This window comes from Pseudoalteromonas sp. SWYJZ19 (assembly GCF_015864375.1).
GTDB classification, from domain to species: Bacteria; Pseudomonadota; Gammaproteobacteria; order Enterobacterales; family Alteromonadaceae; genus Pseudoalteromonas; species Pseudoalteromonas arctica.
Map to the genome: position 1 here is coordinate 234,538 of NZ_JADYXI010000003.1, position 23,812 is coordinate 258,349.

At 39.2% G+C, this 23,812-nt stretch carries 21 protein-coding genes; 7 read left to right on the forward strand and 14 right to left on the reverse strand.

The window, feature by feature from the left end; genetic code table 11:
* Nucleotides 1-282: 282 nt before the first annotated feature.
* The 3 genes from I6F45_RS04835 to I6F45_RS04845 are packed head-to-tail and all read right to left on the reverse strand — an operon-like array spanning nucleotide 283 to nucleotide 2,670.
* The gene (locus tag I6F45_RS04835) at nucleotides 283-1,341 is read right to left on the reverse strand and encodes a succinylglutamate desuccinylase/aspartoacylase family protein (RefSeq protein ID WP_007585786.1); all 1,059 of its coding nucleotides are present in this window, start codon (nucleotides 1,339-1,341) and stop codon (nucleotides 283-285) included.
* Nucleotides 1,328-2,233, reverse strand: a complete 906-nt coding sequence (rimK, locus tag I6F45_RS04840) for a 30S ribosomal protein S6--L-glutamate ligase (protein WP_002961977.1) — start codon at nucleotides 2,231-2,233, stop codon at nucleotides 1,328-1,330. The genes I6F45_RS04835 and rimK overlap by 14 nt, the downstream gene beginning before the upstream one ends.
* Before the next feature lie 2 nt (nucleotides 2,234-2,235).
* The gene (locus tag I6F45_RS04845; RefSeq protein ID WP_007585784.1) at nucleotides 2,236-2,670 is read right to left on the reverse strand and encodes an ATP-dependent zinc protease family protein; all 435 of its coding nucleotides are present in this window, start codon (nucleotides 2,668-2,670) and stop codon (nucleotides 2,236-2,238) included.
* Between the two features lie 285 nt (nucleotides 2,671-2,955).
* Between I6F45_RS04845 and I6F45_RS04850 the strand changes: the two genes are divergently transcribed.
* Nucleotides 2,956-3,927, forward strand: a complete 972-nt coding sequence (locus tag I6F45_RS04850; RefSeq protein WP_197159803.1) for a zinc transporter ZntB — start codon at nucleotides 2,956-2,958, stop codon at nucleotides 3,925-3,927.
* Between the two features lie 88 nt (nucleotides 3,928-4,015).
* Here the strand turns inward: I6F45_RS04850 and I6F45_RS04855 are convergent, their stop codons facing one another.
* From I6F45_RS04855 to I6F45_RS04900, 10 genes are all read right to left on the reverse strand, one after another.
* Nucleotides 4,016-5,203 (reverse strand): polysaccharide lyase family 7 protein, encoded by a 1,188-nt coding sequence (locus I6F45_RS04855; RefSeq protein ID WP_165742187.1) that lies wholly within the window; start codon nucleotides 5,201-5,203, stop codon nucleotides 4,016-4,018.
* A 1,115-nt stretch (nucleotides 5,204-6,318) separates the two neighbouring features.
* Nucleotides 6,319-6,654 carry a ribonuclease E inhibitor RraB gene (gene rraB / locus I6F45_RS04860; protein WP_007585369.1) on the reverse strand — a complete coding sequence of 112 codons (336 nt, stop codon included), beginning with the start codon at nucleotides 6,652-6,654 and terminating at the stop codon, nucleotides 6,319-6,321.
* Nucleotides 6,654-7,367, reverse strand: a complete 714-nt coding sequence (locus I6F45_RS04865) for a 1-acylglycerol-3-phosphate O-acyltransferase (RefSeq protein ID WP_024590693.1) — start codon at nucleotides 7,365-7,367, stop codon at nucleotides 6,654-6,656. The genes rraB and I6F45_RS04865 overlap by 1 nt, the downstream gene beginning before the upstream one ends.
* 182 nt (nucleotides 7,368-7,549) lie before the next feature.
* Nucleotides 7,550-9,844, reverse strand: coding sequence for a DNA topoisomerase IV subunit A (gene parC / locus I6F45_RS04870; RefSeq protein ID WP_197119792.1), 2,295 nt, complete (start codon nucleotides 9,842-9,844; stop codon nucleotides 7,550-7,552).
* Nucleotides 9,845-9,854: 10 nt separating this feature from the next.
* Nucleotides 9,855-10,949, reverse strand: a complete 1,095-nt coding sequence (locus tag I6F45_RS04875; protein WP_010553286.1) for a PQQ-dependent sugar dehydrogenase — start codon at nucleotides 10,947-10,949, stop codon at nucleotides 9,855-9,857.
* 29 nt (nucleotides 10,950-10,978) lie between these two features.
* A complete protein-coding gene (parE, locus tag I6F45_RS04880; RefSeq protein ID WP_024590690.1) occupies nucleotides 10,979-12,868 on the reverse strand; it encodes a DNA topoisomerase IV subunit B in 1,890 nt (629 codons plus the stop codon).
* Between the two features lie 108 nt (nucleotides 12,869-12,976).
* A complete protein-coding gene (locus I6F45_RS04885) occupies nucleotides 12,977-13,537 on the reverse strand; it encodes a YqiA/YcfP family alpha/beta fold hydrolase (RefSeq protein WP_007585377.1) in 561 nt (186 codons plus the stop codon).
* The gene (locus I6F45_RS04890) at nucleotides 13,522-14,307 is read right to left on the reverse strand and encodes a metallophosphoesterase (protein WP_165727198.1); all 786 of its coding nucleotides are present in this window, start codon (nucleotides 14,305-14,307) and stop codon (nucleotides 13,522-13,524) included. The genes I6F45_RS04885 and I6F45_RS04890 overlap by 16 nt, the downstream gene beginning before the upstream one ends.
* The gene (locus tag I6F45_RS04895) at nucleotides 14,294-14,752 is read right to left on the reverse strand and encodes a DUF1249 domain-containing protein (protein ID WP_007585381.1); all 459 of its coding nucleotides are present in this window, start codon (nucleotides 14,750-14,752) and stop codon (nucleotides 14,294-14,296) included. The genes I6F45_RS04890 and I6F45_RS04895 overlap by 14 nt, the downstream gene beginning before the upstream one ends.
* Before the next feature lie 26 nt (nucleotides 14,753-14,778).
* Nucleotides 14,779-15,405: an NUDIX domain-containing protein gene (locus I6F45_RS04900; protein ID WP_197159805.1), complete on the reverse strand. Its 627-nt coding sequence runs from the start codon at nucleotides 15,403-15,405 to the stop codon at nucleotides 14,779-14,781.
* 151 nt (nucleotides 15,406-15,556) lie between these two features.
* Here I6F45_RS04900 and tolC point away from each other — a divergent pair, with 151 nt between their 5' ends.
* The 3 genes from tolC (at nucleotide 15,557) to I6F45_RS04915 (ending at nucleotide 18,566) form a co-directional block, all read left to right on the forward strand.
* Complete coding sequence (tolC, locus tag I6F45_RS04905) at nucleotides 15,557-16,912, forward strand: outer membrane channel protein TolC (protein WP_165739981.1); 1,356 nt, start codon at nucleotides 15,557-15,559, stop codon at nucleotides 16,910-16,912.
* A 110-nt stretch (nucleotides 16,913-17,022) separates the two neighbouring features.
* Nucleotides 17,023-17,952 (forward strand): LpxL/LpxP family Kdo(2)-lipid IV(A) lauroyl/palmitoleoyl acyltransferase, encoded by a 930-nt coding sequence (gene lpxL / locus I6F45_RS04910; protein ID WP_165727196.1) that lies wholly within the window; start codon nucleotides 17,023-17,025, stop codon nucleotides 17,950-17,952.
* A gap of 41 nt (nucleotides 17,953-17,993) precedes the next feature.
* A complete protein-coding gene (locus tag I6F45_RS04915) occupies nucleotides 17,994-18,566 on the forward strand; it encodes a toxin co-regulated pilus biosynthesis Q family protein (RefSeq protein ID WP_101163672.1) in 573 nt (190 codons plus the stop codon).
* Between the two features lie 75 nt (nucleotides 18,567-18,641).
* Here I6F45_RS04915 and glnE read toward each other — a convergent pair whose 3' ends face one another.
* Nucleotides 18,642-21,437 (reverse strand): bifunctional [glutamate--ammonia ligase]-adenylyl-L-tyrosine phosphorylase/[glutamate--ammonia-ligase] adenylyltransferase, encoded by a 2,796-nt coding sequence (gene glnE / locus I6F45_RS04920; protein ID WP_165739980.1) that lies wholly within the window; start codon nucleotides 21,435-21,437, stop codon nucleotides 18,642-18,644.
* 77 nt (nucleotides 21,438-21,514) lie between these two features.
* On the opposite strand from glnE, the gene I6F45_RS04925 reads away from it, so the two are divergent.
* From I6F45_RS04925 to rsmE, 3 genes are all read left to right on the forward strand, one after another.
* Entirely contained in the window at nucleotides 21,515-22,408 is an 894-nt protein-coding gene (locus I6F45_RS04925; RefSeq protein ID WP_007585393.1) for a DUF350 domain-containing protein, read from the forward strand.
* A 62-nt stretch (nucleotides 22,409-22,470) separates the two neighbouring features.
* Nucleotides 22,471-22,971 carry a hypothetical protein gene (locus tag I6F45_RS04930; RefSeq protein WP_165739977.1) on the forward strand — a complete coding sequence of 167 codons (501 nt, stop codon included), beginning with the start codon at nucleotides 22,471-22,473 and terminating at the stop codon, nucleotides 22,969-22,971.
* 69 nt (nucleotides 22,972-23,040) lie between these two features.
* Nucleotides 23,041-23,775 carry a 16S rRNA (uracil(1498)-N(3))-methyltransferase gene (gene rsmE / locus I6F45_RS04935; RefSeq protein ID WP_007585397.1) on the forward strand — a complete coding sequence of 245 codons (735 nt, stop codon included), beginning with the start codon at nucleotides 23,041-23,043 and terminating at the stop codon, nucleotides 23,773-23,775.
* Nucleotides 23,776-23,812: the final 37 nt, after the last annotated feature.

Sequence of the window (23,812 nt, forward strand, 5' to 3'; positions counted from 1 at the left end):
AAATTAAGACTAGGGCGTGTTGATCTTTGATGGTTGAATTTGCAGCAGTATGTTTGGTTTTTAGGCAAGGCAGAGCCTATGAAGTGTGGTTACTCCCCATAAATAGGCGATAACGCAGCATAAATGCCAAACATGCGCTGCCCTTCGGGTTCTGCCTAGGGGCGATAAACTCTTTGTTACTCGGTTTTTACTTAGCCCACTAGGTTACAAACCTCGCGCCGCGATTTAATCGCCCCTAGATTGAACAAATTTCAATCCGCAAAGTTAAACACGCCCTAGCTATTAGTTATTTAGCTCAGCGGTTTTAAGCTCGTCATCTAAATCGTTTATCTCGTCAATAAAGTTCTCTAGTTGCTGCTCTACTAAACTATTGTCATTTGCAAAGTAAGCAAGGTGGAATACCGCATCACCTTCATTTACCAATGGCATAGTTTGCTGACCAATAACAATACCGCCTTTAGGCGCTAAAAGCTCAAGCTCAGAGTCACCTAGTGGGCTACTAATATAAGCAAGTACTTGCCCTTTAGTTACATGCTCCCCTAGTGATACTTGTGCACGCACAATGCCATCAACTTCGGCACGTATCCAACTAGTTGAACCTGCAATAATAGGATCTGGTAACTTTTTAGGACGCTTGCCACGGATCATTTTTAAATGACGCATAACATAATCAACACCCTGCACACCTGCCGCAATTGCGATTGGATCAAAACGCAGTGCTTCACCAGCTTCATAGGTTATAACCGGTATACCTAGGTTTGCAGCTTCACTTCGTAATGAGCCATTACGCAATGATGCATCTATAACTGCTGGCGTGCCAAATGCTTTAGCCATTTCAGCAGTTGCTTCATCAGCTAAGTTAGCGCGAATTTGCGGTAAGTTAGTTCGATGAATAGCGCCAGTATGTAAATCAATAATGTGGGTACAATGTATTGCCACTTGATTAAAAAACATATAAGCCATACGCCCAGCAAGTGAGCCACGCTCAGAACCTGGAAAGCTACGATTCATATCGCGTCTGTCTGGTAAGTAACGCGATTTATGAATAAAGCCAAACACATTCACAATAGGCACAGCGATTATTGTGCCGCGCAGTTGGCTTGGGTCTATTTTAGCAATTAACTGACGCACAACTTCTACGCCATTTAGCTCATCACCATGAATAGCCGCACACACCATAAGCACAGGACCTTCCATTACACCGTTAACCACTTCAATAGGAATATTAAGTGGTGAATGGGTATAAAGTTTAGCGGCCTCTAAGGCAAGTGTTTTACGCTCGCCTACGCCTACACTCTCTCCTAATAAGGAAAAAGGACGGTTAATTTTAACCTTTGCCACGTGTTGCTGTTCCTTTACTTGAAGCATTTTTTTCGATGAAATCAATCACCATGCCTGCAATGTCTTTACCTGTTGCTATTTCAATGCCCTCTAAACCTGGTGATGAGTTTACTTCCATCACAAGTGGTCCACGAGATGAGCGAAGTAAATCAACTCCCGCTACGTTCAAGCCCATTGATTTAGCCGCGGCTACTGCCGTTTTACGTTCTTCTGGAGTAATACGAACTAATGTAGCACTACCGCCACGGTGAAGGTTAGAGCGGAACTCACCTTCTTGTGCTTGGCGCTTCATTGCTGCTATTACTTTATCGCCTAATACGAAACAACGTATATCGGCACCACCCGCTTCTTTAATGTATTCCTGAACCATAATATTAGCTTTTAAGCCCATAAACGCTTCAATAACGCTTTCTGCCGCTTTGCGTGTTTCAGCAAGTACAACACCAATGCCTTGTGTGCCTTCAAGTAATTTAATTACAACAGGTGCACCGCCTACCATTTCTAGTAAGTCTTTTACATCATCTGGTTTGCTAGCAAAACCTGTTACTGGCATACCAACGCCTTTGCGCGAAAGTAACTGAAGTGAGCGTAATTTATCGCGCGAACGAGAAATAGCGACTGATTCATTTACAGGGTAAACACCCATCATTTCAAACTGACGAAGTACCGAACAGCCATAAAATGTAACCGATGCACCAATACGCGGGACGATTGCGTCAAATTCTTTTAAGTTTTCACCGCGATAGTGAATTTCTGGTTGCTCAGAGTTGATATTCATATAACAGCGCAATGCATCAATCACTTTAACTTCGTGACCGCGTGCCTCTGCCGCCTCAATTAAGCGACGTGTTGAATATAATTTTCTGTTGCGAGATAAAATACCGATTTTCATAGTTAAACCTTACGACCTAATAGTTGAGATAAAGCCGGGTCAACGACTATACGATTTTCCATGGCTGTACGCCCTAATAACATTCTAAACTTCATTGTTGCACGGCTTGTTAAAGTAAGCTCGATAGGCCAGCTGTGCTCGCCTGCATGCAATGTAGTTTCTATAAAGTAACGTAGTTCTTTTTGCCCACTTGAGCTGGTTACGTACTTCATTTTTTTAACTTTTGCATTGCAAGTGACTTGCGTTTGCTCATCATCTTGCAGTGGCTGGGCCGTAAATTTAACCCATTTTTCTGAGTCAACTTCGTATTCTTCAATGTTAATTGCATGAATACATGAAGTGCGAGCGCCAGTATCAATTTTTGCTTTTATCTCGTTAATACCAAGCCCAGGTAAACTTAACCACTCACGCCAACCAACTGTGATCTTTGCTGTCATAAATGTGCCCTTAATAAAAAAGTGACTTATACGCTACAGGTAAAAAAACACCAACGAAATAAATTTATCTAGTCGATTAGTAAATTAAATTGATCTTTTTAAACAACTGGTCACACAATGCACGCCTTGCTGAATAGTACTTTATGCCACTTTACTCAGCCCAAAGGCTCTGCATATACTTTGCTATTTAAGCTTAACTTATTAAAAATAAAGGTAAGTTTAAAATACTTAAGTAGATACACTATAGTTAACGGTATTAAAAATACACTATTATGAGAAATAATTATGATTAATGGTTTACTACATGCACTTGTACTTGATGGACAAGGCGGCGCTCGCCCTATTGAAAGCACTAATGAGCTAAATAGCTGGCAACCAAGCCACGGAAAACTTTGGGTGCACATGGACTATAGCCAAAGCGAGGCTGTTGAATGGCTCAAGGCACAACCTCATTTAAACGACTACGAATTAGAGTCCTTAATTGCTGATGAAACACGCCCGCGTATTACATCAACGACTAACGGACATATGTTATTTTTACGTGGTGTAAATTTAAATCCAGCACAAAGCCCTGAAGACATGGTTTCAATCCGTTTATTTATTAGCGAAGACATTCTTATTACTACCCGCAAACGTCGTTTATTATCGGTGCAAGATACGATCGCTTGTTTAAATGAAAATAAAGGCCCATGCAATATTTCTGAGCTAGTATGCTCTATTACACAAAAACTAACTTCTCGCATGCAAAGCGTTATTGACTCACTAGATGAAACACTCGACGAGTTTGAAGAAGAAATAGATGAACTAAGTAAAAAGTTTGATAACCAAGGTTTATCACAGTTGCGCCGTCAAACAATTGCCTTAAAGCGTTATTTAAAACCGCAAAAAGAAGCCCTTAGCTCAATGGTAAATAATCACTACCCGTGGCTGTTAGATGACGATAAAGCAAAATTAAACGAAACAACAAACTTACTTATTCGTTATTTAGAGGAGCTTGATAGCTCTATTGAACGTGCGCAAATCATTCAGCAAACAATCACTAACCAAGTGTCTGAGCAATTAAATCAGCGTATGTATGTAATGTCGGTTGTAGCTGCATTGTTTTTACCTTTAGGCTTTTTAACCGGCCTGTTAGGCGTAAACGTAGGAGGTATTCCGGGTACCGAGAGCCCCTATGCGTTTAGTGCGTTTGTTATATTTTTGATTGTACTTACTGGCGGTATTGGTGTGTATTTTAAAAATAAAAAATGGTTATAAATTAAGTTTATACATTTAAAAAGCATTAAAAAAGCATTAAAAAAGCCACTCAGCTTTAAACTGAGTGGCTTTCTAAACTACTAAATAATTAGTTAGTTTTACGCGTATAACTAACGTCAGTCATTGTTACTTTAGCTTTTGTAATTCCTAAATCTTTAAAGCACTCTTTAAATGAATCTGAGTTTCCTGACTCGCCACACTCATCTAGTGTATATGGGTCTTGTGATTGTAAATAATTACCAAACTTAAAGTAAGATTCTGAATCATCTTCTACCGGAATACCAAAGGTAGTACCTAATGCAGTCACATCTACATCACCGTAATTATTAACTACTTTTAGATTGAATGAACCACCACTTCTGATAGTACCTAGTGCATGCTTTTCTTCTTTACCACTGGTGTTACGCAGGCGAACATAAACGTCAAAAATCCCGTTATCTGCTACGCTATCATCAAAACCTGATTCATCAGTATCTGAAACATATACTTTTGAAATCGTACCCGTATCGCTAGCATGGTGCTGAGAAATAATCGTTTTACCACCATCTGACATTTCAACTTTTACAGTTGCCTCAAAAACCTCATAGGTTTCGGTCATTGCAACACGTGCACTTTCTTTTACTTTATATTCATGACGCCAGCCATTCCCGTTTGGAGTGATATGACGCGCTTCTAGAGGAACAAACTCTAAAGTGTCGCTATTTACTAATGGATGAGGATCGTTACCTTCAAGGTCAAAAATACTACCGTTGGTGATATTGCTTGCTATGCCGGAACCACTACCAGTGTCGCCACCGCCAGTATCACCACCACCCGTGTCTCCGCCGCCAGAAGAACTTCCCTTAGTTAATGAAAAGCTGTCAAAGCGAACATCGTTTGAGCTATTGTCATGCTTAGCAAATACTTGCAATGAATTAGTGCTAGCTGTTGTGAAAGTTTTAGATACTTTTGTCCACGAAGAAACGTTAAATTTCTCACTTTTAAACAAACCATTAAGATCGTTAATGCCGATTTGTCCCTTGCCAAGTACGTACGCACTTAACGTGTACTGAGTATTTCGATCTACATCTACATTCTGGTAAACACGCCCTGGACTACCTTGAATTTTTAATGATTTAGAGCCCTTGTAAGCACTACCTGAAATAGCCGCTGGTTCTGTTTCATTCCAGTTATTCCAACCATCTTCAAATCCAGCATTATTAACAGTTGCCGCTTGTACAAAACTTGAGCTAGCAGTCATTGCTGCAAGCATAAATAGGGATTTTTGGTTAATCATTATCTTTATTTCTCCAAACCTGTACATGAAAAAATCTTACTACATGGCTATAAATGAGTATTTCACTTGAGCCTAGATCACCGCCTGCAAATAGGTTTTAACTTGTGTTTTTATGTGTAATTGGTAATAAGTTAAATGTAAAAAAACCGCTCCTGGTTTACAAATAAATATTACCAATGATTATTGCCAGCTGGGCTGAGACACAAGTTATATTGCTTGTAATAAATTTGCAACAATTTATTTAATAGGTAATAAGTATTGATTTCATTTAGATTCATTAAATCAACATACAATAAAAACAAATAAAAACAGAGACTTAAAATAAATCACCGTCAAAAAATAACAAAACCCAGATAAGGGAAAAATATAAAATAATGAAAAAGCATTAAATAAAACTTTAATTGGTAATTTATTAAAAATTCAAAAATCGCATTTCCTGTAATAACAAAATTGGTTTTCATTTTATTTTATGCAGTAAAGCTTACGTTCAGTTTAATTAACTAGAATACCACTGGTTAACCAATTAATTTAGACTGTTTATATAAAATAAAATTTAATAATGGCAGAACGAAATGCATTTGAAATAAGAATTTAAAGATGAAAGTATTATTATATTAGTGAAGGGTAGCTTAGAAAATTTAAGAGGTGTTTGAGCTCAGTGAAGGTGGATATTTTATTTTCTATAGATAATTTATTAATAATATTTGTACAAAATATACCAATAAGTTTTAAATAAACTATTGAAAACACCTAGAAGGTTGATTTGATTTAGTTCGAATTAAAAGTTTTAGCAGAACTCGGCATGTTGTCCTTTGCGGATTGAAATTAGTTTAATCTAGGGGGCGGTTAAATCGCGGCGCGGGGTTTGTAACCTAGCTGGCTCGGTAACTACTCCTGCGTTACGCTACTGGCTTACTTCCATGTGAAAATAAGTAAAAACCGAGCAAAGCTTCCGCGTCCTGTTCACGCCCCTTACCACATCCATTTAGGCAACAAAGAGTTAATCGTCCCTAGAAAAAAACCTAGGGGAAGCGCATGTTTGGTAGCACGCTTTTACAGGCATTAAAAAAGACGAGCACTTTGCAATGATCGTCTTTTTTATAACAGTCAGCTAATTACTCTTGAAAGTAAGTACCCCAACCATCGTACTCAACTTCGCACTCAACGGCTAGTTGCGCTAGCTTATCAACGTCTTCCATAATAACGTCTACGTCTAGCTCAGCTTCAACTACAATGTCAAAGCTCCAAATTTTGTTACCGTCTTCAAGCTCAAGCTCTGCTGGTTCTTCAACATCGTAACCCAATTTAAAAGCAGCAAGTGCAGCTTGCTCTAACTTAGGAAAGTCTTCACACACAAAGTGGTGCTCTACTTCATAAAGTATTTCAGGGTCTGACCCATCTTCAAGTAGTGAACTTACGATGTCTTCACTTATTTCACGCCAGTTTTCCATTATTTTTCTCTCACTTGAGCATCTAATTCAGTTATTTTAGCAGCCATAATGCTATGCACGCTTTTAGCATGCTCACGCGCGCTAATTTCTTTATCAAGCGGTATAGGCGCTAACATTTCGATGTGAATTGTACCATTATCCCAACGATTTAGCTTAATGGTTTTATGTGTTGTATTCATACATACCGGAATTATGGGTACATCTGCGCTCATTGCGGTGTGAAATGCACCCGTTTTGAATGGTAGTAACCCTCTTCCATAGCTTCGTGTGCCTTCTGGAAACATCCATACAGATAAGCCATTATTTTTAATTTTTTCGGCTGCTTTTGAGATAGTTCCTGCCGCTTTGGAGCGATTCGATCTGTCTATTAATATATTACCCGACAACCAATAAAGCTGACCAAAAAATGGGATCCACTTTAAGCTCTTTTTACCCAAACTTACGCAGTTTTTTGGCACCATTGCTGGCACTGTAAATAAGTCGTAGCTATTTTGATGATTAGCAACATAAACTGCAGGACCTGGATCAACGGCATCTTTATGACGTGTTAGAACTAGCTTAACGCCAACCATTTTAGCCATTGAGCCAAACCAACCCGCTATAATATGTACATTATTAGGGTGAAATGGTCTTACAATTGAAAGTAATAAACCAAAAATACAACTGAATAATATAAACAGCAGCATAATAAAAACGCGTATAACAGCTAGCAAATGGGCTTCTCCAAAAATCAATTATGATTATTATAGCGTTATTTTGTGACACAAACGAGTCAATAGCGCACAAGTGTACGCTGAAATATTTAAGCTGCTTGTTTTAATATTGCTTTAAAATGGTTTTAAAACGAAAACGGCCTGCAAATGCAGACCGTTTTTAATCATATAAAAGTAATCAATTATTCTTCATTAATTACTTCTACAGGCTCATCATCTTGAGGTGTTAACTCCACAACGGCTTCGTCAACACGCTGTAATCCACGCGGTAGTTTATTACCCCTACGCCCTCGTTCACCATGATAATGCTCTAAATCACTTGGTTTGAGTGTTAGTTTACGTTTGCCAGCATGAAGCGTAACACTGCTTCCTTGTGGTACAACAGCAAGCACTTTTACAAACTCTTCACGGGCTTGTACTTTAGCACCTGGTATAGAGATGATTTTATTACCTTTACCCTTACCTAATTTTGGTAAGTCTCGCAGCGGGAATAAAAGCATTCGACCTTCGTTAGAAATAGCCATACAGTAATCGCTAGCAACATCGTTCACTCTAATAGGAGAAAGTAATATTCCACCTTTAGGGACACTTACGAGCGCTTTACCGTTTTTATTTTTACTAACCAAGTCTTTGAAGTCGGTAATAAAGCCGTAACCTGCATCTGACGCCATAAGCAATACTTGCTCGTCTTCACTCATTACCACGTGCTCAAAATTAGCGCCTGGTGTTAAGTTAAAACGACCTGTCATTGGCTCCCCTTGGCTACGCGCCGAAGGTAGACTGTGCGCATCAGTTGCAAACGCCCGCCCTGCTGAATCTAAAAATACCGCAGGTTGATTACTCTTACCACGAGCAGAGGCTCTAAAGCCGTCACCTGAGCGATAATTTAAGCCTTGTACATCTAAGTCATGACCTTTACCAACGCGTGCCCAGCCTTTGTCTGATAGCACAACAGTAACTGACTCTGACGGAATTAAATCTTTTTCGTTAAGTGCTTTCGCTTCTGAGCGCTCAATCACTGGTGAGCGACGATCGTCACCGTACATTTCAGCGGCTTCTTGAATTTCTTTTTTAAGCAGTGTCGACATACGACGTTCTGAGCCCAAAATTTGCGCTAATTTATCACGCTCTTTAGCCAGTTCGTCTTGCTCACCACGAATTTTAAACTCTTCAAGTTTTGCTAAATGACGAAGTTTTAATTCTAGAATTGCTTCTGCCTGCGTATCAGTTAAATCAAAGCGCTCCATTAATACAGGCTTTGGTTTATCTTCGCTGCGAATGATTTCAATCACTTCATCAATATTTAAAAAGGCGGCTAGCAAACCCTCTAAAATATGTAGACGTGCTAATACTTTATCTAAACGATACTGCAAACGACGACGCACTGTTTCGCGTCTAAATATTAGCCACTCACTTAAAATACAGCGTAAGTCTTTAACTTGCGGGCGGCCATCTAGGCCTAGCATGTTTAAGTTTACGCGGTAATTTTTTTCAAGATCGGTGGTTGCAAATAAATGCGCCATTAATGGCTCAGCTTTAATGCGGTTTGAGCGCGGAATAATTACAATGCGTGTTGGATTTTCGTGATCTGACTCGTCACGTAAATCGGCAATCATTGGTAATTTTTTAGCGTTCATTTGCGCTGCAATTTGCTCAAGTACTTTACCACCAGAACATTGATGCGGCAGCGCTGTAATAACAATATCGCCATGCTCTTCGGTATAAACCGCACGCATTTTGATAGACCCACGACCGGTTTTATATATTTTATGAATATCGGCTTTTGGAGTAATTATTTCAGCATCTGTTGGGTAATCTGGTGCATGTACAAGCTCAAGTAATTCTTCAAGCTCTGTTTTTGGTTTATCAAGTAATAAACAACATGCACTAGCCACTTCACGTACGTTATGTGGCGGAATATCGGTTGCCATACCTACGGCAATACCCGTTATACCGTTTAGTAAAATATGCGGTAAACGAGAAGGCAGTACAACAGGCTCATCCATTGTACCATCAAAGTTTGGTGTCCAATCTACGGTGCCTTGGCCAAGCTCTTTTAATAGTACTTCTGAAAACTTAGATAAACGCGCTTCGGTATAACGCATTGCTGCAAACGATTTAGGGTCATCTGCCGCACCCCAGTTTCCTTGTCCATCTACCAAAGGGTAGCGGTAAGAAAACGGCTGCGCCATTAATACCATCGCTTCGTAACATGCACTGTCGCCGTGTGGATGGTACTTACCAAGCACGTCACCCACTGTACGGGCTGATTTTTTGTACTTAGCGTTAGCCGACAAACCCAGCTCGCTCATCGCATAAATAATACGACGCTGTACTGGTTTTAAACCATCACCTACATGCGGTAAGGCGCGGTCCATGATCACGTACATGGAATAATTTAAATAGGCGTCTTCGGTAAAACGCCCCATTGTTTGTTGCTCAATTCCTTGCATTAGCAAGGTATCTGTATCACTCATTAAAGCTTACCTAGTTTTTCTTATAGCTTACACGGTAGATTACATTGGCGTAATCATCGCTTACTAACAGACTGCCGTCACCTAATTCTGCAAATGCAACAGGGCGTCCAAATGTTGTTTCGTCTTTCATAAAGCCAGTAATAAATGGCGTATATTTAGTTACGCGACCTACTTCAATTGTTGCTAGCCCTACTTTATAACCTGACTTTTTAGAACGGTTCCATGAGCCATGTTCAGCAACAAATAATTGTTGCTTATAGCTTGCTGGAAATTGCTTACCGTTATAAAAATGAATACCCAGTGGCGCTACATGCGCAGCAAGTGCAAGAGCTGGCGACGTGTAATCGGCAATATTTTTACCTTCACCAAACTCAGGGTCAATAATTGCACCGGCATGAACATACGGAAAACCAAAATGCTCACCTTCTTGCGTTGCACGGTTTAACTCATCAGGCGGAATATCATCGCCCATCATGTCGCGACCGTTATCACTAAACCATAAAGCTTGAGTAGCTGGATGAAAATCAAAACCGACGGTGTTTCTAACGCCCTTGGCTATTGTTTTTATTTGTTTTGTTTCTACATTAAGCGCAAAAATACGACCAAAACGTTCATCTTCAGCACAAATATTACACGGCACACCCACCGGAATGATTAGCTCGCCCGTTGGTGCAAAACGTAAAAATTTCCAACCATGATGACGCTCGCTCGGTAATGCGTCATAAACCACATCAAATTTTGGATCTTTTAATTGGGTATCAATATTTTTAAAGCGAATAATACGATGTACTTCGCCTACGTATAAATCACCATCTTTAATTGCTATGCCAGAGGGCATGTTTAGGCCTTTAGCCACAACAATTTTTTTATCTGCTACGCCATCGCTATTATGATCAATAAGCGCATATACGTTGCCCGCTTTACGAGAGCCAACATACACAATACCTTTTTTTGAAACGGCTATTTGACGTGCATTTTCTACATCATTTGCAAATAAGCTTATTTCAAATCCCGGTGCGACTGTGAGCTTATCGAGTATATTTTTCGCCATTACAGGAGCGGTAGTCAGCCCAAGTAACAGCAAACTTCCTAGTAGTTTTTTCATTCGCCTCTCCTAGTGTTAAGCACAGGTAATTAAACGAGTGCCTTGTTACCATGATCTTCTAACCATTGACGACGATCAGGCGATCGTTTCTTAGCAAGCAGCATATCCATCATTTCCATGGTTTCTACTTCTTCATCAAGCGTAAGCTGCACTAAACGTCGTGTATTTGGATCCATCGTGGTTTCACGCAGTTGTAACGGGTTCATTTCACCCAGACCTTTGAATCGTTGTACGTTTACTTTTCCGCGTTTTTTCTCGGCTTCTATGCGCGCCAAAATAGCGGTTTTTTCTTGCTCATCAAGTGCGTAATAAACTTCTTTACCAATATCGATTCTAAATAATGGCGGCATTGCTACATACACATGCCCTGTTTTTACTAACTCAGGGAAATGGCGAACAAACAGTGCACATAATAGTGTTGCGATGTGTAGTCCATCCGAGTCAGCATCGGCTAATATACAAATTTTATTGTAGCGTAATGCCGACATATCGGTTGATTCTGGATCAATACCCAGCGCCACTGAAATATCGTGTACTTCTTGTGATGCTAGTATTTGGCCTGACTCAACTTCCCAGGTATTCAAAATTTTACCACGTAGCGGCATGATAGCCTGAAATTCACGGTCTCTTGCTTGTTTAGCAGAGCCACCAGCAGAATCACCTTCCACTAAAAACAATTCGGTACGGTCGTTATCGGCCGCGCTACAATCGGTAAGTTTACCCGGTAAGGCAGGACCTGCAGTAACACGCTTACGCACTACTTTTTTAGCTGCACGCAAGCGAGTTTGCGCATTTGAAATACATAACTCAGCTAATAATTCTGCGGTATCAGTATGTTCATTCAACCATAAACTAAACGAGTCTTTTACAACCCCCGATACAAACGCAGAACACGAGCGTGATGATAGTTTTTCTTTTGTTTGACCGGCAAATTGAGGGTCTTGCATTTTAACCGATAACACGTAACTACAACGATCCCAAATGTCATCAGGAGTTAATTTCACACCACGAGGGAGTAAGTTTCTAAACTCACAAAATTCACGCATTGCTTCAAGCAAACCTTGGCGTAAACCATTTACATGCGTACCACCTTGCGCGGTAGGAATAAGGTTTACGTAGCTTTCAGCTATTGATTCACCACCTTCTGGTAGCCATACAACAGCCCAGTCAGCGCCTTCAATTGAACTTTTAAATTCGCCAACAAACGGGTCTTGCGGTAATGTTTCAAAACCTTTAATTGCTTCAACTAAATAGTCTTTTAAGCCTGTTTCATAAAACCATTCTTGGGTTTCTTTTGTTTGCTTATTAACAAACTTAATTCGCAGTCCTGGGCACAAAACGGCTTTGGCTTTTAATAAATGATTAAGCTTGGTAATTGAGTAGTTTGGTGAATCAAAGTAGCTAACATCAGCCCAAAAACGAACCGTAGTACCGGTGTTACGCTTACCGACTGTACCAATTACGTTTAAGTCTTCTACTTTATCGCCGCTTTCAAATGCCATTCTGTATTGTTGAGCATCACGTCGTACTGTTACTTCTACACGCGTAGATAACGCATTTACTACCGAAATACCTACTCCGTGCAAACCACCCGAAAATTGGTAGTTTTTATTAGAAAACTTACCACCGGCGTGTAATTTAGTGAAGATCAATTCAACCCCAGGGATACCTTCTTCTGGGTGAATATCAATAGGCATACCACGCCCGTCATCACTTACTTCAAGCGAATTGTCTTCGTGGAGTATTACGTCGATACGAGTAGCATGACCCGCCATAGCTTCATCGACACTGTTATCGATAACCTCTTGGCCTAAATGATTGGGACGTGTTGTATCTGTGTACATCCCTGGGCGTCGTTTTACCGGATCTAATCCATTAAGTACTTCAATGGCTTCGGCGTTATAATTTTGATCACTCATAGTTTTTGTCTTTATATCCGCTAAGGCTCTAATACGTTTTACTAGTTTTATTGTTATATGCGCTAAAGCGTTAATATAGTAACTAACCTCAGTTCAGGCTAACTAGTTTTACGTGATTTTAAGAAAATCTACAATACTTGCAAAGGTGCGTTCAAATTCAACGTAGCTATGATCGCCACCAAATTCTATCAATTGCTTGCATTGCGAATAATATTTTACTGCGTGTTGAAAGTTCAACACTTCATCGCCTGTTTGCTGTAATAAGTACAGTAACTCAGGGTATGCTAATTTATCTACAGCGAGTAATTTAAGTGCCTCAATATGACTGTTATTTAAATCGTAATGATAATCTTGATACGGATTATAATTAGGTCCAAGTAACGACTGTAATAAATTATAGGGTGCGACCGCGGGATTAATAACCACTGCAGGAATTTGATAACGCTGCGATAAATACGTGGCAAAAAAACCACCTAACGAGCTACCTAATAAAACGGTATTTGGCGTTAGTAATTGTTCAAGCTCAATTATAGCTTGTAGGGGCTCGTGGTTTAAGTTCGGTACACAATAATCAACGTCATAGTTTGCCATAAGCTCACCAAAGCGCACAGCTTTATATGATTTTTGTGAACTATTAAAGCCATGAATATAAATTACGCGTTTAGCCATACTACTTCCGTTTTTACTTCTACTTTATCTTTTTTACTCTTTATATTTAGCGTTCTGTAAGCTGGTCCCGCATTTTTTTGCTCCCACTCTAAAGTGTGCTTTACAAACTGTATTGAGCTGGCCGGGGTCGCATATATGGGCAGCCCTCTAAAGCTTTGTTCGTAATCATTGTGCACATGCCCATGAAAAAGCGCAGATACATTATTACTATTAACTAAGATATTTAAAAGCTGTGGGCCATTTTCTAATAAGTGTTTATCAAGGTAGCCGTTTATTGGCAGCGGATTATGATGACAAAATATAACTTTACTATTATTCGAGTTGACTAAAGCGTCCGTTACTTCATCTAAATGCGTGCCAGTAACCCATCCTGCGGGCGTGGGCCCTTTAGAATTAATAAGAAGTAGCTCAATCCCATTAGCAATAATATGTTTAGCCGAATTTATTTGCCCACCACTTATGCGATTAAGCATTGCTAGTTCATCATGATTACCTGGCACCCAAAATACAGGACAAGTAATGTCACTGGCATTTATAAGTTCACTAAATAATAAGTACGATTCAAAACTATGATCTTGTGTTAAATCGCCACCAAAAATAATACAGTCTATTGATTGCTTAGCTATGTGTGCCAAGGCTTGTTCAAAATGATCTGCGGTATTTACATTAAAGTACTCACCGCATTTGTCTGCAAATAAATGACTGTCAGTAATATGAGCAATGCACAAAGATGATTTATCAAATGTATATGTATCATCAAACCAAGCCATTATTTACATCCCAATTCAACGTCGCTTGTCCGTGCTCTACACAGGCCACTAACCAGTCGTATAAAAAAGCATTAAGTTGATACTTTTCATCTTTTTGATGCATTTTAGGGTTAGGGTATCCATAAGATGGTTTTATGCGTTGATGGTAATCGTGATGAACAATTTCAGCCACTTTGGCATCGTGATACATGCGTACCGTTAAATACAGTGGCGTAATCCCTTTAACCATTCCTGTTAGCTGCTTAATTGAAATATCCATGGTGTATTTTGCGCTGCCATCAATTTTTGTAGCAAACTCACTGTTGCCAAGTTTAACTTCACGAATGCTTCCTATATTGCGCTCGCTCGGTAACAACTTTAATAGTCGCACATAGTTATGCTCACAAAGTGTTAAATACTTTGGGAGGCTCTGAATATATCGCTTTGTTGCTAATTGTGCTGTCAAAGTACCACCATAATATTAGTAAGAGTTTATGCCCATTTACTTGCCATTTTTTCACGATTAAGCGCAAGCCACTGCATACAAATAACCGCTGCCGCATTATCCATTTCACCGTTATTGAGGCGCATTAGCGCATCATCAACTGATAGAATGTGAGTTTTTATATCCTCCCCTTCAGTTTCAAGACCATATACACCTGATTTCACTTGGCTTAAGTCAGTACGCGCTAAATACAAATGCAAGCGCTCAGTTGTACCACCAGGGCTTGATAGGTATGAAAGCATAAATTCAAGTTCAGTTAATTCAAGCCCAGCTTCTTCATACGCTTCTTTTTTTACAACTGATTCGTAATCAGTGCTGCCGTCAGTCATTCCGGCTATGCACTCTAGTAGCCACGGCGAATGCTTGCTTTTAATAGCGCCAATACGTATTTGCTCAATTAAAAGAACAGTATCTGATATTGGATCGTAAGGGAGTACTGCAATTGCATCGCCACGTTCTAATATTTCTCGGCTAATTACTTTAGATTTTCCACCCTCAAAAAGAGCATGTTCAAATTGGTATAAATCAACCTGAAAAAAACCTTTATAAAGGTTTTTTATTGGCTTTAAATTCACATCTTTATGTGTAAATTGAACGAGTTTTTTATCAACCACGTAGCTACCTCCTACTTATCTAAAGCTTTAAAATGCGTTAATATATTCTGTTACACTTGAACATACTGTTTTACTAATTATTTTTTTTGTTATGCAGTAAAACAGGTTAACATGCTTTTAGTACAAAAATTGTCTAAGGACCGAACCCCACATGAAAAAGAACATTCTTGCGGCGCTAGTTAGTTTATCATGCGCATTAGGTGCAACAGCAGTGAAAGCTGAAGATTTACTACAAGTTTTTGAAATAGCGACAGCTAACGATCCTACTGTTTTAAAAGCAAAAGCCCAAGCCGATGCGCAGTCTTACCAAAGCGATTTGGCGATGAGTGCACTATTACCTCAAATTGGTTTAACTATGGGTTATACAAAAAGCGATGCAACGTCGTACCAAAGCGTTGGCGACTTATCTAACCAAGTAAAAGTTGAAAGTGATACAGACCAATTCACTCGCGGTGTAAGCTTAAGCCAAACATTATTTGATTTAGGTGCATGGAATACGTTAGATATTGCCGACAAGCAAGCGCTTCAAGCGAGCGGCCTATACGATGCAGCTAAACAAAACTTAATTGTACGCGTTGCTGAAGGTTATTTTAACGTATTAAGTGCAAGCGATAACCTTGAATTTGTTGAAGCTGAAAAACGTGCAATTGAACGTCAACTTGAGCAAACAAAACAACGTTATGCGGTAGGCTTAACAGCAATTACTGACGTACACGAAGCGCAAGCTCAGTTTGATAACTCTGTAGCTCAAGAAATTATTGCAGGTAATGCTGTAGAAACAGCACGTGAGCAACTTCGTGAGATTACAGGTAAATATCACGAAAAATTAGACTTTTTAAATACAGATACTTTCTCAACAACTAAACCAACTAAGCGCTCAAGCGACTTTGTTAAAGTAGCTGAAGATAAAAATATAAACCTACAAGTGTCTAAAGTAACGGTTGATATTGCAAAAGATCAAATTGAATTAGCAAAAGCGGGTCATTACCCAAAGCTAACCCTAAGTGCTAGTTACGGCGATTCTCTTACAGACAATCAAATAAATGGCGCTAACTTTGATGATCAGCCACGTTCAGACTCAAGCTCTGTAGGGCTTAACTTTAGCGTACCTTTATATTCAGGTGGTGCAACAGTTGCTGCAACAAATCAGGCCCGTGCGTTTTACGTAGGTGCGAGCCAAGACTATGAAACAAATTACCGCGCAGTAACTCGCACAGTGATTACATCTTATAATCAAGTTGTTTCAGACATTGCTACTTACAAAGCGCTAGAGCAAGCGGTTGTTTCAGCTCAAAGTGCCCTTAAAGCAACTGAAGCTGGTTTTGAAGTAGGTACTCGTACCATTGTTGACGTACTAGTAAGTACGCAAAATTTGTACGATGCAAAGCGTAACCTTGCTGATGTACGTTACCGTTATGTGTTATCTACCCTTCGCCTAAAACAAGCTGCGGGTACATTAACAAGTGCAGATTTAGTTGCTATAAACCAAGGTTTAAAAGCCGCTTAATTTTCATTACTCGTGCAGTATGAACACATTGGAAGCCAGCTAAATGCTGGCTTTTTGTATTTTACAGCGCTTAGCGTTAAACTATCGTTTTTATTCTCAGAGATATTTTTGTGGTCACCTCATCTCCTTTTAAAGCAACTTTTTTGGGCCCTCGATACTGGTTAACGTGGATTGGCGTTCTATTTTTATATTTAATTTCTTGGTTACCGCAAAAACTACAATTGGCAATGGGTAAACAGCTTGGTCGCTTAGTTCATAAATTTATGAAGCGCCGTCGCCATATTGCAGAAGTAAATATTAAGCTGTGTTTTCCTGATATGAGCGAAGCAGATCAAAAAGACCTTGTGCTCAAAAATATGGAAAACACCGGTATTGCAATGGTTGAGACTGGCATGGCCTGGTGGTGGCCGCAGTGGCGAGCACAAAAAGCATTAGGGTCTTTTAAAGGGCTTGAGCACTTTGAACGCGTACAAGCGTCTGGTAAAGGTGTTTTATTGCTTGTACCTCATATTCTGCATCTTGAAATGGCTAGCCGTATTATGGGCTTAGAGTGTCAGGGTGTTGGCTTTTATCGCCCTCATAACAACCCACTAATGGAATACTTTACGACTAATGGGCGCCTTCGCTCTAACGAATATTTAATCGGTCGAAAAGATGTAAAAGGTTTACTAAAAGCATTAAAAAATAAAAAGGTATGTTATTACTTACCCGATCAAGATTACGGTCGTAATCGCTGTGAATTTGTCCCATTTTACGCAGTACCTGACGCTGCAACTACAACGGGTACTCTTATGTTTGCAGGCAGTAAAAACTGCGAAACAATGAGTTTAATAACTCGCCGTGATGAAAATGGTAAATATCACTTAGAAATACTGCCAGAGCTTGAAAACTTCCCCAGTGGTGATAATAAGGCTGATGTAACACGTGTAAATCAACGCATGGAACAATCTGTTAATGCCGCACCCGAACAATATATGTGGCTACACCGTCGTTTTAAAACTCGACCTGATAAAAATGCCCCTTCTTTTTATAAAAAGTAATGGTATAACAATAATAGGAACAAATAAGGTGGGTAATAATCATGTGGTTTTGGATTAGGCATTTATCATTTGCAGCTGTACTAATAGCACTCGCCGTATACTTTTTGTTGAGTGATGGTTCTTTATTTGATATTAAAAAATCTAAAAATGCAGCTGCCGAAGGATTATCACGTTTTTACTCCTCTATTCGTAACCAAGTAAAAAGTAATAAAGAACGAGATCAATTTGTTTTAAAACTTAAAACACCAGAACAAACCTTGGATAGAGTATTAGCGGAACGTGCGCGAACAGTTGATCCAATGCCGACCACTTGGACTGGAGAAGTTGAACCTAGGCGCTTTGAAAATGGCACAACACTTAAAGACGTACTCTATCAATATGCTAAAAATGAAGGTATTGAGCTTTACTGGTATTTAAGTAAAGACTACGTAGTTAAAGATCATTTTAGAGTAGACAGCAACTTTACTTCAGCACTTTATCAAATTGGTCGTGCTATAAATGACGACTTTGAGCATGAGGTTTACACTTACTTTTGCCACAAACAAAGAGCAGCGGTTATTACAGAGTTACCATCAGAATTTGTGCGAACAAACTGTTTAAAGCTAAAGGTTTAAGGGTTTAAGGGTTTACACGTACAAAAAACCCAAGCAAGCGCTTGGGTTTTACAATTCAATTCAATTCAATTCAATTCAATTCAATTCAAAAATACTATTCCAAATATTCGTTACGTTAGTAATATCTTGTAAAAAAGCTTCTCGCGAGATCAATTTGCCTTTTTGATCCAAGCTCAGCACGTGATAACACGAGCGATAATCAATATACGCTTTGATCAACTGCTGTTTTTGCTCTTTAGTAATACAGCCTATATTTGCTGCATCCGTTAATATTCTTACGTTATCTGAATAAACGGTAAGCTGCTCAAACTCATTCGCGTGTTTAAGTACTAAATATTGCGTAATAAACTCAATATCAGCCATACCGCCAATATCTTGTTTTAAATCAAATTGTTCAGTATTTCCTTTCGCTAGATGGTCGCGCATTTTTTCGCGCATTTTTATTACATCGGCTTTTAACACGGTATCATCGCGCTGTTGGCAAAGAATACTTTTACGAATTTGTGAAAAACGCTCTATAAGATCGTCTTGGCCCAAAATTAACCGAGCCCGCACAAGTGCTTGATGTTCCCACGTCCATGCTTGAGTTTGCTGATAGTGATTAAAGCTCTCTAAATTGATAGCAAGTAAACCTGATGCACCTTCAGGGCGTAATCGCGTATCAAGCTCATACAAAATACCCGATGCAGTACGAGTATTAAATAAATGCATTAAGCGCTGAGCGAGTTTTAAATAAAACTGGCGAGAATCTATCGGTTTTTCACCATTGGTTTGGCTTGAGCCATCATGATTATGCACAAACACCAAATCTAAATCTGAGTCGTACCCTACTTCTAAGCCGCCTGTTTTACCATATGCAATAACAGCAAAACCTTTGTTTTCATCATCAGTGCCAGGGGGCATACCAAAACGCTTAACGGTGTTATGCCATGCAATATTAACAGCTTGATCAACAATCGCTTCGGCCAGTACGGTTAAGTGATCGCTTACTTTCATCACATCAAGAACACCGGTTGCATCGGCAGCAGCAATTCGTAATTGATGCGTTTGCTTAAATTGCCTAAGCGACTCCATTTGCAGTTCTAAATCGTCATGCTCTATTCGTAAAAAATACTGTCTTATTTCATCTTTATAAGCGGTTAATGGTGTCGGTTTATAAAGAACAGCCGGGTCTATTAGCTCATCTAGCAATATGGGGTAGCGAGAAATATGCTCGCCTATCCATTTGCTATGACAACACAGTAAAACAAGTTGCTTTAATGCACCTTGGTTTTCGTACAGCAATTCTAAATAAGCAGTACGTGAAATTATCTTATTAAAAATTTGGCAAACCATCGTAAAAGCAGCTGCGCTGGCATTAAAGTCATTTAACTGGCTCAATAAAACAGGCATTAATTTATCAAGGGTTTCACGCCCTCGGTTACCTATGTTGACCTTAGACAGCCTTAATTTAAAATCGTTAAGGGGTGTTTGCCATTCATCTCTAGCCTCTTTTAGAAAGCTCACATCACCATGATCCCAAGCACTAATAAATGCACCTTCACAGGTATCTAGTGGCGCGGTTTCTTCACCAATAACGAGTGCAAACTCGCCGTTAACTTGCTTCATTACCTTTTCAATAGTGATTAAAGTGGCAGAAAAATCAGCTTGTTCTAATAATAAATTTAAGCGCTGCTGGTTCAATTCATCATCGGGGAGTGTTTGCGTTTGCTGATCGTCAAATATTTGTAAGTACTGTTCAACTTTTCGCAAATAAAGGTAATTGCGTTTAAGCTCGCTCGCTTCTTGCTCATCTATAACTTGGTTAAGTGCCAGCTCATTTAATGCTTTAAGTAATGATTGAGTTTGTAAATTAGCCTCTCGCCCACCTCGTACCATTTGCAGGGCTTGCACTATAAATTCAACTTCACGAATACCACCAGCGCCTAGTTTTATATTATTAGTTAAGCGCTTTCGGCGCACTTCTTGTGCAATCATTAACTTCATTTTACGCAAAGATTCAATCACCGAAAAATCAATATACCGGCGATAAACAAACGGCTTTAAAAGCTTAATAAATTCATCCCAATATTTGTTAGGCGTGCCAATTAAGCGCCCTTTTAACATCGCGTAGCGTTCCCAGTCGCGACCTTGTTCTTGGTAGTAATCTTCAATGGCATTAAAGCTCATAACCAAAGGGCCACTTTCGCCAAACGGGCGTAGGCGCATATCAACCCTAAATACCTGCCCGTCACCGGTGGCTTGGTTAAGTGATGCAATGAGCTTTTGTGCAACTTTGGTATAAAATACTTGAGCCTCAAGGCTTCTGCGGCCACCTTGGGTTTTTGTACTGCGCGGATATGCAAAAATGAGATCAATATCAGAGGAGTAATTTAGCTCTTGTCCGCCAAGTTTTCCCATACCCAACACCATTAACGGCATTGCTTGGTTTTGCTCATCAAGCGGCTCACCATTTACTTTTGCCACCTGTGCATGCGCCCATTGGTTAGCACTATTTATTAGCATGTCAGCCAGTTGGCTTATGTAATTAATACTATCGGCAATGGGATTGTTACAGCATAAATCTAAAAAGGCGACTTTGAGCCAGTACTTTTCACGATATTGGCGAAGTACTTTATGGCACTGTACTTCATCAATGTCAGCTAAGTTAAGGTTTTTAAAAGGAGAATCTATTACTCTATTTTGTATTTCGTCTTTGCATAATAGCCAAGTATTTAAATCAGGTTGTGATTCTAAACTGCGCCAAGCAAAGTCGCTTAATGCTAATAACCTTACAACTTCACTTTGTTTACTTTGCTGCAGGTATAACTGTTCAAAGCGCATCAAGCCAAGTTTTTGTAATTGAATAGGAAGTTGCTTTACGTTACTCATCAATCCTCTCTTTTATATCATCAATAACCGTACTAGAATGATTAAAACCTAGAAAGGTTAACTTAATTAGGATCACCATGTCATATTTGTCTTTATCTAACACTAGTTTTATTGCGATTGCCATTAGTTTTGCGGTTATTTGCATAACTATTTTTTGTTTACGAGTTGTCACTCAAATCAAAGCAAAACAAGCGCTTAAAGATGAGCTAGCACAACACGACAACTTTGCCATGGGTATTAGTTTTGCATCTGAAATATCAGTTGTTATAGCCACTATGGCTTTCTTATTTGACGAAATAAGCATAAGTACCGCACAGTCAAACCCGTTAAAAGTGTTAATTATTATTATTCTTTTATTCACTTTTATAAAAGTGGGTCATTTAATTCACAGAAAATGGATACTTCACAGGTTTAACGAAGAAGCTGCCATACTAAAACAAAATGTATGTGCTGCATTGGTAGATTCAGGCATGTTAATCGCTAACTGTATTATCGCACTTGGCTTGTACACGTGGACGCACACCCAAGGATTCAGCAACTTACTTATTGCTTGTGTTAGCTTTTTTACGCTTCAGGGAATGTTTGCACTGGATAGTAAAATACGAGAACACCGTTTTGCAAAAGCAAATCAAGGAGCTTCGCTACAAAGTAACTTTAACCTAGAGAATACATCTATTGGTATAAGGTATGCTGGCAAATCAATCGGTTTAGCATTGGCTGTGTATGCTGGTTTATCTAGCGCAGCATTTCAAAACGGTAAAATGGTAGAAAACATATTTACACTCGTTATGCATTGCGGTGTAATGTGGATACTGCTTTACAGCTTAACGTATGTGATAAAAGTTATCTCTTTACCAAATATTGATACGGCTCTTGAAATAGACCATCAAGATAATATTGGGGTAGCATGTATAGAGTTTGCTGTTTTTTGTGCTATAGGCTATTTACTTATTAGCATGTTTTCTCTTTAGACCTTTTTACTAAAATACAGCCATTAAAAGTCTGCATTTAAGTAATAATGGTAATTACTTAAATGCAACAAGGTCCTAGCTCTATGCCACTTGAAATAACGAATTACTTGTTAATTGACATAGACAACGAATTTAGCCGAGCATTTGCCGAATACTATGTAAATAATAATGGTAAAACAAAAGCGAGTACGCTTATTGCCGCAGGCAGTAATACCCGCCAGTTAGTAAAAATGATGTTTGACGAACTTATTAAAGACTATAGTTATTGCGACCTTGAAAACGAAATAAGCGTTTCTGAATTAATTAACTATCTAAAAGAGCATCACGATTTACACGGAGTCCTTTTTAATAGTACCGATTACTTACTAGCAAGCGATAAACAACGCTTTATTTATAACTCGTTACATGAAAAGCGCTTTTTAATAAGCTTTGATGATACAGGCTATACACTAAGCCTAGTTACTGACGAGACGTTAACAGAACCTTCGCAAAATCACCACGATATAGCGCACACACCACAAGATTTAATAGACCTTGCAGAGCAACTTAATAAAAATAAATAATTGCGCACAGCTCCCAGCTTACTTACCATAGCAGTATATATTTTTACGCTAAGTAATAAGTGACGCCCTATGCGAGTTCCTCATATTTATCAAACATCGAGTATTGCCCTAAACACCCCTGTAACTTTAGATGACGATGCTGCAGGGCATATTGGCAGAGTGCTGCGCATGAAAGTAGGCGAGCATGTATCTATTTTTAATGGCGAAGGCGGCGAATACCTTAGTGAAATAATTGAGGTAACAAAAAAAACAGTCGTCGTAATGCCATTAGAGCTTAATCCTCATGATGTAGAATCCCCGCTTAAAATTCATTTAGGCCAGTGTGTATCCCGTGGTGATAAAATGGATTTTACAATTCAAAAGTCAGTTGAACTGGGCATTACCGAAATCACCCCTATTTTTAGTCAGCGCTGTGGCGTGAAACTAATGGGCGATCGTCTTGAGAAAAAACACCAACAATGGCAAAAAATTGCAATAGCAGCGGCAGAGCAATCTGGGCGTAATTTTGTGCCAATTATTCATCCTCCTGTAGATTTAAAACAATGGCTTGCACAACAAACCAATGCAATTAAGCTCACTCTTCATCCTCGTGCTGAGCACAGCATTAAAACCATTACGGTACCTAAAGATGGCGTACGCTTTTTAGTCGGCCCAGAAGGTGGCTTTACCGACGATGAAATGGCACTAACTAAACAACTAGAATTTGTGGATATTCGCTTAGGCCCGCGCGTTTTACGAACGGAAACAGCCGCTTTAACGGTCTTAAGTGCATTACAACTTCAATTTGGCGATTTAGCTAATTGAAATAACTAAAAGCACCCTCATATAAACAGTAACATTT